Source organism: Shewanella profunda (genome assembly GCF_023283765.1).
Taxonomy (GTDB): Bacteria; Pseudomonadota; Gammaproteobacteria; order Enterobacterales; family Shewanellaceae; genus Shewanella; species Shewanella profunda.
This window is the reverse complement of record NZ_JAKILG010000073.1, coordinates 1-14,323: the sequence shown is the minus strand read 5'-3', so window position 1 is coordinate 14,323 and position 14,323 is coordinate 1. Positions and strand designations below refer to the sequence as shown.

General features: G+C 44.4%; 14 protein-coding genes and 1 pseudogene. 7 read left to right on the top strand and 8 right to left on the bottom strand.

What is annotated here, in order from left to right:
* Positions 1-384, bottom strand: a pseudogene (locus L2744_RS20650) (LysR family transcriptional regulator); the annotation flags it as partial.
* A gap of 106 nt (positions 385-490) precedes the next feature.
* Between L2744_RS20650 and L2744_RS20645 the strand changes: the two are divergent.
* On the top strand, positions 491-1,597 hold the full coding sequence (locus L2744_RS20645) for an NADH:flavin oxidoreductase/NADH oxidase (RefSeq protein ID WP_248993641.1): 1,107 nt from the start codon (positions 491-493) through the stop codon (positions 1,595-1,597).
* 95 nt (positions 1,598-1,692) lie between these two features.
* Here the strand turns inward: L2744_RS20645 and L2744_RS20640 are convergent, their stop codons facing one another.
* Both L2744_RS20640 and L2744_RS20635 read right to left on the bottom strand, forming a co-directional pair.
* On the bottom strand, positions 1,693-3,471 hold the full coding sequence (locus L2744_RS20640) for a DUF3413 domain-containing protein (RefSeq protein WP_248993640.1): 1,779 nt from the start codon (positions 3,469-3,471) through the stop codon (positions 1,693-1,695).
* A gap of 62 nt (positions 3,472-3,533) precedes the next feature.
* Entirely contained in the window at positions 3,534-3,752 is a 219-nt protein-coding gene (locus L2744_RS20635; protein WP_248993639.1) for a YejL family protein, read from the bottom strand.
* Positions 3,753-3,829: 77 nt separating this feature from the next.
* Between L2744_RS20635 and yejK the strand changes: the two genes are divergently transcribed.
* Positions 3,830-4,858 carry a nucleoid-associated protein YejK gene (gene yejK, locus L2744_RS20630; RefSeq protein WP_248993638.1) on the top strand — a complete coding sequence of 343 codons (1,029 nt, stop codon included), beginning with the start codon at positions 3,830-3,832 and terminating at the stop codon, positions 4,856-4,858.
* 108 nt (positions 4,859-4,966) lie between these two features.
* Here the strand turns inward: yejK and L2744_RS20625 are convergent, their stop codons facing one another.
* Positions 4,967-5,968: a cytochrome-c peroxidase gene (locus L2744_RS20625; protein WP_248993637.1), complete on the bottom strand. Its 1,002-nt coding sequence runs from the start codon at positions 5,966-5,968 to the stop codon at positions 4,967-4,969.
* A gap of 586 nt (positions 5,969-6,554) precedes the next feature.
* On the opposite strand from L2744_RS20625, the gene L2744_RS20620 reads away from it, so the two are divergent.
* Complete coding sequence (locus L2744_RS20620; RefSeq protein ID WP_248993636.1) at positions 6,555-7,427, top strand: 6-carboxytetrahydropterin synthase; 873 nt, start codon at positions 6,555-6,557, stop codon at positions 7,425-7,427.
* 92 nt (positions 7,428-7,519) lie between these two features.
* Positions 7,520-8,437, top strand: a complete 918-nt coding sequence (locus L2744_RS20615; RefSeq protein ID WP_248993635.1) for a M23 family metallopeptidase — start codon at positions 7,520-7,522, stop codon at positions 8,435-8,437.
* A 132-nt stretch (positions 8,438-8,569) separates the two neighbouring features.
* Here L2744_RS20615 and L2744_RS20610 read toward each other — a convergent pair whose 3' ends face one another.
* The 3 genes from L2744_RS20610 to L2744_RS20600 form a co-directional block, all read right to left on the bottom strand.
* A complete protein-coding gene (locus tag L2744_RS20610; protein WP_248993634.1) occupies positions 8,570-8,830 on the bottom strand; it encodes a DUF5062 family protein in 261 nt (86 codons plus the stop codon).
* Between the two features lie 482 nt (positions 8,831-9,312).
* Complete coding sequence (locus L2744_RS20605; protein ID WP_248993633.1) at positions 9,313-9,948, bottom strand: VOC family protein; 636 nt, start codon at positions 9,946-9,948, stop codon at positions 9,313-9,315.
* An 80-nt stretch (positions 9,949-10,028) separates the two neighbouring features.
* Positions 10,029-10,544, bottom strand: coding sequence for a L,D-transpeptidase family protein (locus tag L2744_RS20600; RefSeq protein ID WP_248993643.1), 516 nt, complete (start codon positions 10,542-10,544; stop codon positions 10,029-10,031).
* Positions 10,545-10,717: 173 nt separating this feature from the next.
* On the opposite strand from L2744_RS20600, the gene L2744_RS20595 reads away from it, so the two are divergent.
* Positions 10,718-11,587 carry an ion transporter gene (locus L2744_RS20595; protein WP_248993632.1) on the top strand — a complete coding sequence of 290 codons (870 nt, stop codon included), beginning with the start codon at positions 10,718-10,720 and terminating at the stop codon, positions 11,585-11,587.
* Positions 11,588-11,629: 42 nt separating this feature from the next.
* The gene (locus L2744_RS20590) at positions 11,630-13,225 is read left to right on the top strand and encodes an MATE family efflux transporter (RefSeq protein ID WP_248993631.1); all 1,596 of its coding nucleotides are present in this window, start codon (positions 11,630-11,632) and stop codon (positions 13,223-13,225) included.
* A gap of 94 nt (positions 13,226-13,319) precedes the next feature.
* On the opposite strand, the gene L2744_RS20585 is transcribed toward L2744_RS20590, so the two are convergent.
* Positions 13,320-13,520, bottom strand: a complete 201-nt coding sequence (locus L2744_RS20585) for a DUF2986 domain-containing protein (protein WP_248993630.1) — start codon at positions 13,518-13,520, stop codon at positions 13,320-13,322.
* A gap of 336 nt (positions 13,521-13,856) precedes the next feature.
* Here L2744_RS20585 and yqfB point away from each other — a divergent pair, with 336 nt between their 5' ends.
* The gene (gene yqfB, locus L2744_RS20580) at positions 13,857-14,189 is read left to right on the top strand and encodes a N(4)-acetylcytidine aminohydrolase (protein ID WP_248993629.1); all 333 of its coding nucleotides are present in this window, start codon (positions 13,857-13,859) and stop codon (positions 14,187-14,189) included.
* Positions 14,190-14,323: the final 134 nt, after the last annotated feature.

Genomic DNA, 14,323 nt, shown 5'->3' with positions numbered 1-14,323 from the left:
CCACTAATTTATGCATAGGCCCTCCGGTGTGATGGGGTTTCTCTTGGTCGAAAGATCCGATCACTTGGAGGGCTATTAGTTCAAATTTTCTTATCCCGAGTTCAGGTTAATATCACCGACATCGGCGTCATCATGGATGAGTTTTTGTTGTAGGCGCTTTTGCGCGCACTCGACTTCTCTAACGTAGGTCAGCAGGTTTTCCCCTATGGGAGTGATTTCAAGCTGGCGGGTGCGGCGTAAAAACAATGTGCCGTATGTCTCTTCTAGACGACTGATATGCTGACTGACTGCAGCTTGTGTTATACCAATGGCTTCGGCGGTGCGGGTGAAATTGCCTTTCTCGACCAGAATGGCAAAGGTGTGTAACCACTGTGGGTTTATCATAAGAAAATTTTATCAAATCTATAATCTAAGTGTGCTTTTAATTATGGCATGATGGGATTAGGCTGTCGTCATTCATTGTTAAATTCTACTGATATAGGAAATACCCATGGCCGATCTATTTTCATCATTTAAGCTCAAAGACATCACCCTAAAAAACCGTATTGCCGTTGCCCCTATGTGTCAATACCAAGCCAAAGATGGGCTCACCAATGAGTGGCATCAGGTGCATTACACTGGCCTGGCCCGAGGCGGAGCGGGTCTTGTCGTAGTTGAAGCCACAGCAGTTTCTCCCGAAGGACGCATTACGCCGCGTTGCCTTGGACTCTGGAACGATGAGCAGGCTCAGGGTTTAGCTAACGTTGCTAATGCGATTAAAAGTGCGGGTGCCGTAGCGGGGATCCAAATTGGGCATGCGGGCCGTAAGGCGAGTGCTAATATTCCTTGGGAAGGGGATGACCATATCACTAATGGCGAGGCCGAAGCCTGGCAACCTATTTCACCATCGGCAGTGGCTTTTGGTGCCAACTTATCGAAAGTGCCCACTGAGATGACTATTGAGGATATTGAGCGCGTTAAAGCAGATTTTGTGGCGGCGGCAAAGCGTGCTTTAGCCGCGGGCTTTGAATGGTTAGAATTGCATTTTGCCCATGGTTACTTGGCACAAAGTTTTTTCTCAACCTATGCCAACCAGCGTTCAGACCAATATGGTGGTAGTGCTGAGGGGCGCGGACGATTCCTATTAGAAACGATTGAAGCCGTCAGGGAGATTTGGCCACAGCATTTGCCCTTAGCGGCACGTTTTGGGGTGATTGAATTTGATGGCAAAGATGAGCAGACCTTATCTGAGTCAATTGATCTGGTTAAACAGTTCAAGCAAGCAGGTTTAGATATGCTCAATGTGAGTATTTGTTTCTCGACCCCAACCGCAAATATTCCTTGGAGTCCCGCATTCTTAGCACCTATTGCAGCGCGGGTTCGTAAAGAGGTGGGATTCCCTGTTGCGACTTCTTGGGGGATGGATGATCCACATCAAGCCAATGCGGCAATTGAAAATGAACAAATGGATTTGGTGATGATAGGTAAGGCATTTTTAGCTAATCCACATTGGCCCTATCAGGCAGCACAGATATTAAAGATTGACCGTCCATCTTGGGTACTACCATCCTCCTATGCCCATTGGTTAGAGCGCTATTCAACGGTTAAGGTTGGCTAACGGAACTGTACGTTTCAATTGATGGGAAATGCTATTTTTTTACTAAAAAGCCCCAATTCACGTGTGAGTTGGGGCTTTTTGCTATCTATTCCAATTTAATGGTTATAGAGACGTCTGCCTTCGCGCATGACTTCAATTAGCTCGGGCGCGCTCATCTTTTTACGCAGTCGATGCTGAAAATTTTCATCATATATACGGTATTTGCCGTGTCTGTCGATCACTGTGACTTCTGACTGTTGGTAAATCGCAAAAATGCGGCTATCACCAATATAAATCCAAGTTTCTTTGCTGGGCTCTAATAGGCTACGTCCAGCACTGTAGTCCGTGGTGTTATTCGTGCAACCTAATACATGGGTCATTAGGGTTGGCACAAGACCGTAGTGACTCGTGCGGTATTTGACCTTAGCTTCAATTGCATTAGGCCAGTGGATCACTAAGGGCACTTTGATGCTTTCTGGGGATAAATTCCGCATAGCCTCATCACTATTACTGGTGAACATCTTGCCATTTACACCTGTGATGATCACTAAAGTGTCGCTTGCTACATTGGTCAGAATGGCTTGTAGCTGCATATCAATAAAATACAGTGACTGACGGTATTGGTTAAATAGCACTTTTTGCGCGGGCGTTAAGTTGCGATCGGCTTTTACGGTTTCTATACCAAGGAAGCCTACGGGTGTATCAAAGTTCTCTGGGGCTTTTAGGTTTACTAAGGCAAACCAAGGTTTATTTTGTATGCTATGCCACTCTTTGAAACTTGCTACCGTATGTAAGTCAGCATCGGCGCTGCCATTGGTTTCTTTGGCTATGACAGGATTAAAGTCATTAAACATGGCTTGGGCCGAGCGTAGATTTAGGTTAGTTTCTGGGATAAATAGCCCTAATTGATAGCCCGCCTGTTGGAAGCTTCTGGTGATAACAGGACTCGTGCTATTAAAAACTCTGGCATCACCATAGCTGCCTTGAATACCATAAAGGAGTGAGAACATGCCAGTTCTAAACTGATTCCCACCACTATAGTGTTCTGTAAACGACTGATTTTTTTCCGTGTACTGATGTAAAAATGGCATGGTTTTAGGACCCACCATATCGGCACGTAAACTGTCGACGGTGATCATCAATACGTTAGTTGGTGTGTCGGCTTGGCATAGCAAGGGTTGTGTTGGATAGCTGAGCACTTTCACTTCGTCATTGGTTTGGAATGAACTATCAATTCCGTGACTCTCCATAAAGGATCGTGCGGTTGCAGGATAGGAGAGTGGATAAGTTTCATCGAAACGGGTAATTTCGGTGATATCGGCGGCATCGGCCCAAATGTGGATTAAGTGGCTACTAATAAAACAGATGCCCACAAAGGCGATGACTTTATTGCCTAAATTCAGTTTTTGGAGCTTATCTATGCGTTTCCATAAAAAATTGGCGACTGTGAGTTCTATGGTGATAATGGCCAGTGGTGTGACAATGTAAGATGTGCCATGGAGTAGCGCATTGAGATCCGCCCAAGCCAAGTCAAAGGCAAAGGGACTCAAATGCATGCCATAGTCAGCATAAACAATCGTGTCATACAATAAGATACACAGGCTTAAGGTCGCGATTATCGCCGCTAAACCCCTCAATATCTTTGAATAGGGCAATATTAAGGTCAGTGGGAATAGGCAGATCAAGTAAGCGATAAAAGCAAGAAAACTGAACTGGCCAATCGTGCTTACCGTGAGATAAATCCAGCCATACCAGGTTTCTGGATAACCTACGCTACTAAGATATCGGGCGCCTATAATCATGGCTAATAAGCCATTAAAAAAGGCAAACCAATGTCCCCAGTTGATGAGCCGTGAAACGCGATCGCGGCTCATTTGCTTTTTACGCTCGATCATAGTGATCCGCTTATTCCTAAAAGACGTTGTATCTTATTTTTGGCGATTATAACCCAATTAACTTAATTGGATTTGACCGATTGTGCGAGTGCTTTCGCAAATTGTTCAGCCACTGCTTGGCGTGATTCGTTAGGTACTTTACGCTCTAACAAATAGGTGACGCAATTGCCGAGCGCCATCAGACTTAAGTCAGTAGGGGCTTTATGTTTTTCTAACACGGCCAGAACTTCGGCGATTAATGATTCAACTTGTGTGTTTGAGTATTTGGATTGGATTGCCATAATCAAAAAATGTTTCACTTTGGAATGGATTAGCGGCATATAATAGCGGATTTATCCCAGTATCACTATCAGGGCTTATGAGTATTAACATCGAACAAGCAATTATTCACGAGATTTCCCAGGACAGTCAGGGGCAGTTGCGCTGCCGTTTGCGTCCTCAACCCCTGCTAAACGGACAAGCGGTCGAGGTGATGCTGGACGAATTGCACCAAACCTATACCAGCAAAGCGGGGAAGGGTTTTGGTTATTTCGGTATTCACGGTGATGATGGCGAAGCCAATCCTGCCTTTGCCAATGCCTTAACGCAATACCGTGGCGGTGAGTTAGGTTTTGTGGAGTTTTCGGGTCAAGCCAGTAAATTGTTGCAGGAGGAATTGGCGAAATACGATTTCAGTCAAGGTGGTTTCCTGCTGATGTCTTGCTATACCAGTATCACTAGCGATTATCTGTTTGTGGCACTCTTGAGCGCAAAATCTTCCATGACAGTATTGGATGATATGGAGCTTTCACAAAACAACCACTTAGATTTAAACAATATTCAGCTTGCTGCCCGTATTGATTTGACTGAATGGCAGGCGGATAAAGACTCTCGCAAGTATATTTCCTTTATCCGTGGCCGCGCGGGGCGTAAAGTCGCCGACTTCTTCCTCGACTTTATGGGTTGCGTCGAAGGGGTAAACACTAAGGCGCAAAACAAAACGCTGATGAATGCGGTTGAAGATTTTGTTGCCAGCAGTGAGCTGACCAAAGACGAGCGCCAGCAGTGCCGTAATAAAGTGTTTGAATATTGCAGTGAGCGCTTCGACGAAGGCGCTGACATTGAAATCAAAGATTTGGCCGATGAGCTAGCCGATCAAGGTATGGATTCCTTCTACGATTTCGCCCGTGGCGGCAGTTATGATCTCGACGAAGAGTTTCCGGCCGATAAATCGACCCTGCGCCAATTGAAGAAGTTTTCAGGCACTGGCGGTGGCGTGACCTTAAGTTTTGATGGCGGTCATTTAGGTCAACGAGTGATTTACGATCCGATTTCAGACACGATTTTAATTAAAGGCGTGCCAGCAAACTTAAAGGATCAACTCGATCGTCGTTTAAAAGGCGAATAGTTCCAGATTAATTTATTGATTTTAAAAGAAAGGCCGAGGGTAAATATCCTCGGCCTTTTTTATTTTTCCATACAGATTGAGTTGATCAAACCCGCTGCTTAAACCAATTTATTGGGCGCTTTGACCAAAGGGTACTGGACGCGGTGTATCCTTATTCGATGGTGGTAGGATAGGTAAAGTAATCTGTGGTTGATCACCCGTTAAGGAATCAAGGAAGGCGACCATCTCTTTAACTTCTTTATCTGAGAGTTTTTGTCCTAGCTGAATATCCGCCATGGTATTCACCGCTTCTTCCAAGGTCCATACGCTGCCATCATGGAAGTAGGGATAGGTGAGTTCAATATTGCGTAGCGTTGGCACTTTAAATACAAATTTATCCCCTTCTTTACCTGTAACGCCCTTACGACCTTCAGCAGGATTATTAGTGTGGAACGGTTTGATGAGTCCCATCTTCATAAACATGGTTCCACCGACGGCTGGACCATTATGACAACTTACACAACCCTTATCTTTAAACAGTTGATAACCCGCTTTGGCATCTGCGGTAATCGCATCTTGCTTACCCAGTAGATATTGATCGAAGGGGCTATTAGGGGTAACTAAGGTTTTTTCAAAGGCGGCAATGGCATCGGTTAAACGGTCAATACTGACCTTTTCATCGCCATAGACCTTAGCAAAACGCGCGCGATAAGCTGGCATAGAGGCGATAGTTTCAGTTGCAAGTTCATGGGTAAAGCCCATTTCTTTTGGGTTGGCGATGGGGCCAGCGGCTTGCTCTTTTAAGTCACTGGCACGGCCGTCCCAAAATTGCGCCAGCATAAAGTCGGCGTTAAGCACTGTGGGCGAGTTAATGGGACCTTCTTGCCAGTGGTGGCCAATCGAAGTTGGTAGAGCATCAACACCGCCAGTTGATAAATTATGGCAAGAGTTACAAGAGATAAACCCAGATTTGGATAATCTTGGTTCAAAGAACAGCATTTTACCTAATTCGACTTTTTCAGGTTCAGTGATCTTAGCGGCAGTGATCACTTCAATGGGTTCTGCACCGATGGCATGGGTGCAGGCAAACATACCTGCGATGAAAATAGCGATAGATGTGAGTTTGGTCATCTTGTTTCTCCCGATATAACCTTGGTTTTTGTATGGTTTACGGGGGGATACTAACGGTTAATTTTACAGAGTGATAACGCCTTGTTTCGATTGGGTCTATCGCTGTCACGGATTAGATTTTTGTGATCTAATACGCTGTTTTTGCTTCATTTATTCGATAGGGTTAACACCATTTCGTTTAGGGTTTTAGTTACTAATCGCTAAGTTAGATGCGGTGCATCTGTTTATCAATGTCTATTTATCAATAAATACCTCCAGTCATGCGTTGTGATCTGGTTAACTCTTATTCCCCAGGTGTACCGTCCGCTAGGCAAGTAGAATGACTCAAATTGTCCGTTTATTTTGCAATTTTAGTCGTGACTAAACGGATAAAATCCACTTTTACATTCAATATCACTGTTTCATTTTTGGTTGTTTGACGCAAAATGATCTGTGGTACCGATTCATTTGTCGCGGGTAAGGGCGGAATTGATTAGAATCCCATTTCGTGGATGGATTTAATTCGATCCCAATTTAGCATGCTTGGCCATCGCCAAGTGGTGCTATCAGATAGAGAGGTGGACTGTTTTTCCGCCGAGGAGAGTAAATGCAACTATTTGTAAAAGATTTAACTGTGATCGATTTTTCCTATCTCTGCCCTAAGCGTGGCATGGTGGGGGAAAGTTGGATTGTTGATGTGTTGCTTGAAGGCGGCCTAGACGAGCAAAACATGGTGCTCGATTTTGCTAAGGTCAAACGCACAATTAAGCAAACCATAGATGCGGTGGCCGATCATCGTTTATTAGTACCTACTGCCTGCAGCAATGTGCGATGGCAACAGCAGGGCGACAGAGTATGGATGGATTTTGATAGCGCATTGGGTGAAATCCACTTAGCTTGCCCTTCACAGGCTTTTGCTTTAGTACCGACCGAAGAGATTGATATTCAAAGTGTGAATACCTTTTTACAAAAAGCCCTACGGGAAAGCTTACCAACCAATGTTGAAGGTATCACTTTGACCCTAAGGCATGAAATACTCAATTCTCCCTACTACCATTACAGCCATGGTTTACGTAAACATGACGGTAACTGCCAACGTATTGCCCATGGACATCGCAGCCCCGTGAATGTATTCGAAAACGGAGTACCTGCGCCCAAGTGGGACGAATATTGGGCTAAGCGCTGGCATGATATCTACTTAGGTAGCGAAGAGGATTTGGTTTCCGTTAAAACCCTAAACTTATCACCACAAACTCGTATCACTAACCGCAGTCACTACGGATTCCACTACCAGGCACCTCAAGGGGATTTCCAGTTAGCAATGCCAAAAGAATGTTGTGATCTTATTCCCCATGACACCACGGTTGAATTATTAGCTGACTATATGGCAACGACTTTAGTGACTAAGGTGCCTACGAGTCAGTTTACCGTTGTCGCTTATGAAGGTGTCGGTAAGGGTGCAATTGTAACTAAAGGGTAGAGTCGGTGTCGTTTCTTGCTATGTATAATGCATAGTAAGTATTTGTAAAAAATGGTTTTGGTTATTCCATATAGATAAGGATTTTTTTATAAATGTTTGAGAACCTTATAAAGCTAAGCGCTTACAACCCAAGTTATTTTTATGGGCGTCGGTTTGCCGCACACTTAGCTTTTGCTGTGTTGGCCTTAACGGCATTCACATCAATATCGCCTGTGATGGCAGAAGTCAGTTTACAGGGCAAATTAGAGCAAGGCGCGTTAATCCGTGGCCAAGTACCTACAGGTACTCAGGTTAAGCTCAATGGTGAAGTCATTAAGGTGACTCCAGAGGGGCATTTTGCCTTTGGTTTTGACCGTGATGGTGAGCTTAGTCAGCAGTTAACATTAGTCTATCCCGATGGTTTAACCGAGGTTAAACCTCTGACTATTGCTAAGCGTGAATACAATATTCAAAGTGTTAAAGGCATTAGTAATAAAATCATGAAACCTGATCCTATTGCACAGGAAAGAGCTGCTAAAGACACTGCGCAGGTAAAAGCGGCACGGGCCAGTTTTAGTGAACAAACTGCTTTTTTGCAGGAGTTTATTTGGCCACTGACTGGGCGCATTTCAGGCGTGTATGGTAGTCAACGTATTTATAACGATGTACCGGGTAATCCTCACTTTGGTGTCGATGTGGCCGCCAAAACTGGTACTGTTGTTGTGGCTCCCGCTGATGGGGTGATCAGTTTGTCTGTTCCCGATATGTTTTACTCCGGAGGGACTATGATTATCGACCATGGTTATGGCGTGAGTTCGAGTTTTCTGCATTTGAGTCAGTTATATGTCAAAGCGGGTGAAACGGTGAAGCAAGGACAAGCCGTCGCTGAGGTCGGTGCCACGGGACGAGCAAATGGTCCGCATTTAGATTGGCGTTTGAATTGGTATCAAATGCGTCTCGATCCAACAACAATAGTCCCACCTATGGCGACTGTGCTAGCAAAGGAAAAAGCCCAAAAGACAGCTAAATAGTTAACCTATTTAAAGGTTTATATCCAAAAATGGCACTTTAGAGTGCCATTTTGATTTGATGTTGTGGGTGCTGGGATGCGTGTCTGGATAGTGTGGAAAGTAATGAATGCAGTTATTGAGTTTAGCGGCCTGTTACTTGAGTAAAGGATGATCTGCAGGTAACTGACGGGTGATCCACAAAATCAATTTATGCTTCATATTAGGGCCATCCTCTTTATCCTTCGCCAAGGGTTGGATAAGGTTGTCTGTCACGAGGAGTCGATAGATACATTCCACTTTGTCCTTGGGAGACACACCCCTATCAAAATCATCAAATCCGCGTTTCTTAGCGTAACCGATACCAATTTCTAGGGCGAATTTTAGCAATTGCGCTTCGTTTTTATGGGGCTTCATATTCTGCTTCCTGTGCCTAGGGCGTGTTGATGTTTGAGGGTTGTTTTAGCAGCGAGTTGGCTGGCTTTTATGCAAGGCAAAGCCAGTGCGATATAGTTATTCTAGATAAACGGGCGATAACGCAAGAAACGCCAGCCAAACGCTGCCCGAAGGGGGCGTCTGGCAAGCGCTCTTACTTTCTTTCATAGGATCCGCTCGTCATTTGAGTAGAACAACGACACTTCAATCCTCGCTTCGCGATCACGAGCTTGCCAGAACGAACAAAATCTAATCTCGAAACGTCAACACGCCTTCAATAAGTTTGTGATTTAATTTCGATGGTGCGCAGTTTGATAAATCGATTCACAGTTTCCTAGTTCATGCTCAGCGCACCTGCTTGGGCATATTCATTTTTATTGACGTTAAATAATGATATGCGGCATTACAATTAAGTTACTCGAAATTGCCGGATCTTCATCTTAAATCTTGTAGGATTTTGATGCTTATACCAAAGTCTCCTCATTTTGCTCGCTGGCAATGACCGTTTTTATCCCATGTGGATGTACTTTGATGCAAATATCCCCTTGCTTAAAGGCGATGGTTGGATTGGTTAAGCGTTCCTTATCGCCCTTTGGTGAACTCATTTTCAGCTTAATTGCCCCCTTTGATGCCTCAAGCTCCCCTGATAACAGCGGGGTGAGTATGGGGCTGAGTGCTTGAAGATCTTGGCTTAAGGTTTCACAGTCCTGCGCGTTTGAGGGGATAACTAGCTCAATATGTTCCCAACCTTCCTGTGGATAGATTTTATCGCTGGGATAGGGCAGCTCAACGCAGGGAATAGAAAATGTGCCTAAGGTGAGTGGTGAATTTAATTCGATGATCAAAATAGGCCGACCATTGATTTGATTATCGGAAATAATAGTACCCAGTTGACTAAAGTCACGACGAAGGGCGCCGGCACTTGTAACCGAATTAACCCTGAGCGCCACATGATCACATTCGAGGTTTTTGCCTGCTAAATCCAGTGTGGCAAGTAAGTTTAAAATCTTTGCTTCAAATGCGGGCCAGCTTTGCATTAGGTCATCATAGCGGATGCTGGCGATGCGAGTTTTAAGGTCGAGTTCCTTTGCGGGTGACATAGGGGCTCCTGTGGCAACGCTTTACTGCGAGCAAATAAAAACGCCCATTGGATTGGGCGTGAGTCGATATGTGATTCAATTTAAGGCCAAATCTCAATTGGCGTGCCTTCATCAACGGCTTTCCATAGTTCGTCCATTTCAGCATTGGTGAGGGCAATACAGCCGTTAGTCCAATTGAACTGTTGTGCTTGTGCTGGGGATAATGGTGATTTGGGATTTTGTCCATGGATCATGATCATTCCACCTGGTTTGATACCTAAGGCTTTAGCCCTTAGCTTATCTTCTTCATTGGGGTAGGAAATGTGAATCGATTTGTAGTAGGCACTGTCAGGTTTTTTGTAGTCAAGAATATAGCGTCCCTGTGGGGTACGTTGATCACCTTCTTTCAGTTTATGTCCTGCGGGTAAATCTCCCATTGCGATGCGATATTGCTTTAGTACTTTTCCATCGCGTAGTAAGGCCATATTGGACTCAGATTTAGTGATAACAACAAGATCGACTTTACCTATGCTCGATGAGGCATACACAAGGGGAGAAACAAGGACTGCAATAGCCACAGTCATGGATGTGAGTGTCGAAAGTAGGGTAATGCGCATATCTTCCTCGAAAAAGTGACTCAAATGTTGGCCTTTTTCGCGCATCATACCGCAAATTTCTTGTACTGTGAGTAGATAATTTTGAGCTGAGTGTGATTGCGTGGCAGACTCTGACCATCTGGAGAGGCTTATTGCCGTGTTACATCGTATATTCCAAGGAAGTTTTTGCCCCTATGTCTGAATCAACACCTGAAAAAATCGACAGCGAATCCCCATTCAAACGCCAATTACGGACGATTATTTTTGGGACTGATACGCCAGCTGGACGTTACTTTGATATAGCTTTGATGATTTGTATCGTGCTTAGTGTGGGGCTGGTGTTTCTCGATACGGTTGAAGCCGTTCATCGGGATTATGGGGATCTCATTCTGGTGCTGGAATGGGGATTTACTATCGTTTTCACCATTGAGTATGGGCTGCGATTGTACAGTGCAACTCACACAGTATTATATGCCCGCAGTTTTTATGGTCTTGTGGACTTACTATCAATACTCCCCTCATATTTAGCTCTCTTTATTCCAGGGGCAAACTTTACTCTAGTGATCAGAGTGTTACGCCTCTTTAGAATTTTTCGTGTACTTAAGCTACTGCGTTATTTAAGTGAAGGGAATGTGCTATTAAGGGCTATGATGCAATCTAGCCGTAAAGTGTTTTTATTTTTCTTTTCGGTTAGTTTGATCATTATGGTGCTTGGCGCTGTGATGTATGTGGTTGAAGGGCCTGAAAATGGCTTTAGCTCTATCCCTAAATCTGTGTATTGGACCATAGTTACGCTTACAACTGTAGGTTATGGCGATATCACGCCAAAAACGGGATTGGGCCAAGCGATAGCGGCGTTTACTATGCTATTGGGTTATTCGATCATTGCTATTCCTACGGGGATTTTGACCGCTGAAATATCTCAAGAGGTTGGACGTCATCGGGATTTACGCTCCTGTAATCAGTGTCATAAGTTGGGTCACGAGCTTGATGCAATGTATTGTAGCCGTTGTGGTTGTGAGCTTGATATGCTCGACTCTTCAACTGCAAAGAACGAAAGTTAATATGATCGCTAAATATTTTTATTCTGCAGGTGCAACTCAGCTATGACACAGGCCAAGTTCGTTGAAGGCTCGATTCTTCGGCATATTCTAGTGATGAGTTCGACCGCTGCCGTGGGTATTTCCGCCCTATTTGTGGTCGATTTAATCGATATCTTTTTCCTAAGCTTGCTCGGTGAACATGAGCTTGCCGCTGCGGTCGGTTATGCTGGCAGTATTTCGTTTTTTACCACATCCATTGGGATAGGTTTATCCATTGCCCTCGGTGCGTTAGTTTCACGCTCCATCGGTGCTAAGGATGTGTTATTGGCGAAGCGATTATTACTGAATAGTGCAGTGGTTACGATCCTCATAAGTGTGTTGGTTAGTGTGGTCGTAACGATATTTATTCCTGAGTTAGTAGCCCTTGTTGGTGCGAATGGCCATACGGCAGAGCTCGCCGAAAGTTATTTGTATATCCTTGTTCCTTCATTGCCTTTTATATGTCTTGCAATGGCGCTTGGTGGCGCGCTACGGGCCGTGGGGGATGCTAAGTTGTCAATGATGTCGACCTTAGCGGGCGGTGGCGTGAATGCGGTGCTCGATCCTATTTTTATCTTCCTGTTTGCGATGGGGATTGAAGGGGCCGCCCTAGCATCAGTATTGGCACGTATAGCAGTTTTTATTATTGCGGGTAGAGGCGTGGTGGTAAAACATCAGCTCTTAGGTCAATTTGATTTATCCCATTTTATGGCCGATCTTAAGCCAATATTTGCCATTGCAGGTCCTGCGATGCTGACTAATATTGCCACTCCCATTGGTAATGCTTTTGTAACCCGAGCCATTGCCGATTTTGGCGATGCCTATGTGGCTGGTTGGGCAGTATTGGGCCGACTTGTTCCTGTTGCATTTGGGATGATTTTTGCTTTATCTGGGGCAATAGGCCCCATTGTTGGGCAAAATTTTGGCGCAGGACAATTTGAGCGAGTGCGTGAGAGCCTGACGAAGGCCATTCAGTTTTGTACTCTGTATGTGCTCACCATTTCTTTGTTACTATTTCTGTTGAAATCCCAAGTCGTTAGCATTTTTGATATGAAGGGGGATAGTGCAGAGTTAATCGAGTTTTTCTGTAGTTATATTGCTGTCTTTTTCACCTTCTCGGGTATTTTATTTGTGGCAAATGCCTCATTTAATAATCTTGGTAAAGCAAAATATTCAACGCTATTCAATGTAGGTAAGGCGACTTTAGGCACAATTCCCTTTGTTTATTTTGGTGCGCTTTGGGGCGGAGTCTATGGCGTGCTGATTGGCCAAGTTATCGGTTCTATTTTATTTGGAATTTTAGGTGTGCTGGTGGCCTATCGTTTAGTCGATAAAGTGGCAGCTCAAGCTAAGGCTGGAGTTTTACCCATAAACGCCGAGGCTATTGTTACGCCCTTAAACTCTGAACAAGTATTACTCACTGATGAGGACGAGATTGCTAATTGTGTCGCTGAGAACTTACCTAGTGCCACAAACCCTTTGTCCTCTTCCCATGTGCAAATGGGACAAATGACCGAAGAACAAGAATGCCAGTCCATATTAACGAGTGACGATGTTAACGAACCGGATAAAGCAAAAGAGACCAAGGATAACCGAACCAAACCTAAAGTGGGTGAGTGATACCTTTGACGAATCGTTTCATTATCATCTGCAAAACTATCCCGAAAATAAAACGCCACAATGAATGTGGCGTTTTATTCGTGATCCAGTGTGCTTATTTTGCGTCGGAGTCAGTTTCTGCAATTTGGCTGTCTTGCGTGCTAGCGGGCACATCAAGCGCATCGAGTCGAGCACGCTCAGCTTTAGAGATGTAACCTGATTTCGCAGGCGAGCCGATAGTCACTGGATCGACTTTATTCAGTCTGGCCTTGGCGCGTTTAGCTATTTTCTTGATGATCTTTTGTTTCTTGTTCATGACGTCTCTAATTTCGTTTCGCACCCGCTATGCGCAGGAATATGAGGCCAAGGGCTCAATTGAGGGCGGATTCTAACTCAATATAGGCAAACTAACCATATTTTGCTGTATTTTGTCGAAAAGAACCGCAACTCTTTGGACGTCAATTAATGTATATATCGTTAGCATAATCATTTGACTCAACTTAGGGGCTAGGTTTGATAGAAGATATGATGAGCATTTTGCCATGCATGCTGTCAGTACGAGTCAGAACCCATTATATTGCCTAACATTATTGATTTGAGAAATTGACTTCAAGTCATTTTTATTACCCATATACTGAGCCGAGGAAAAGGCGTGTTACTCGCTAAGATCACTTTTTTTGAACGTTTTGAGCAGGATATTTTAGCTGGCGCTAAAACGATAACCCTGCGCGATGAAGCTGAATCCCATGTGTTTGCGGGGCAAATTTTACCGGTTTCAACCTTTGAAGCTGACCGCTGGTTCTGTGATATCCAGATTATCGATGTCACGCCAGTGAAGTTAACTGAGCTCACAGACGTTCATGCCAAGCAAGAAAATATGACACTGGCACAGCTTCGCAGTGTGATAGCCGAGATTTATCCCGGACTTGAACAATTGTATATGATCCGCTTTGTGGTGTTATCAGTTCAACATATTGATAAATAAGTATGAAAAAAGGCTGCTATGCACTGTCTCTTGATCACATCTCGTGCTCAAGAGATAGAGCCAATTCGTAGCCTTCAAGGATGGTTTGCAGTTTGAACCATCCTTCCCATAACCGCTCCCAACCTACTACACCC

Excerpts from the sequence above, each read along its gene's own strand:
- L2744_RS20645 (WP_248993641.1), top strand. The coding sequence starts at position 491 with ATGGCCGATCTATTTTCATCATTTAAGCTCAAAGACATCACCCTAAAA.
- L2744_RS20640 (WP_248993640.1), bottom strand. The coding sequence starts at position 3,471 with ATGATCGAGCGTAAAAAGCAAATGAGCCGCGATCGCGTTTCACGGCTC.
- L2744_RS20635 (WP_248993639.1), bottom strand. The coding sequence starts at position 3,752 with ATGGCAATCCAATCCAAATACTCAAACACACAAGTTGAATCATTAATC.
- yejK (WP_248993638.1), top strand. The coding sequence starts at position 3,830 with ATGAGTATTAACATCGAACAAGCAATTATTCACGAGATTTCCCAGGAC.
- L2744_RS20625 (WP_248993637.1), bottom strand. The coding sequence starts at position 5,968 with ATGACCAAACTCACATCTATCGCTATTTTCATCGCAGGTATGTTTGCC.
- L2744_RS20620 (WP_248993636.1), top strand. The coding sequence starts at position 6,555 with ATGCAACTATTTGTAAAAGATTTAACTGTGATCGATTTTTCCTATCTC.
- L2744_RS20615 (WP_248993635.1), top strand. The coding sequence starts at position 7,520 with ATGTTTGAGAACCTTATAAAGCTAAGCGCTTACAACCCAAGTTATTTT.
- L2744_RS20610 (WP_248993634.1), bottom strand. The coding sequence starts at position 8,830 with ATGAAGCCCCATAAAAACGAAGCGCAATTGCTAAAATTCGCCCTAGAA.
- L2744_RS20605 (WP_248993633.1), bottom strand. The coding sequence starts at position 9,948 with ATGTCACCCGCAAAGGAACTCGACCTTAAAACTCGCATCGCCAGCATC.
- L2744_RS20600 (WP_248993643.1), bottom strand. The coding sequence starts at position 10,544 with ATGCGCATTACCCTACTTTCGACACTCACATCCATGACTGTGGCTATT.
- L2744_RS20595 (WP_248993632.1), top strand. The coding sequence starts at position 10,718 with ATGTCTGAATCAACACCTGAAAAAATCGACAGCGAATCCCCATTCAAA.
- L2744_RS20590 (WP_248993631.1), top strand. The coding sequence starts at position 11,630 with ATGACACAGGCCAAGTTCGTTGAAGGCTCGATTCTTCGGCATATTCTA.
- L2744_RS20585 (WP_248993630.1), bottom strand. The coding sequence starts at position 13,520 with ATGAACAAGAAACAAAAGATCATCAAGAAAATAGCTAAACGCGCCAAG.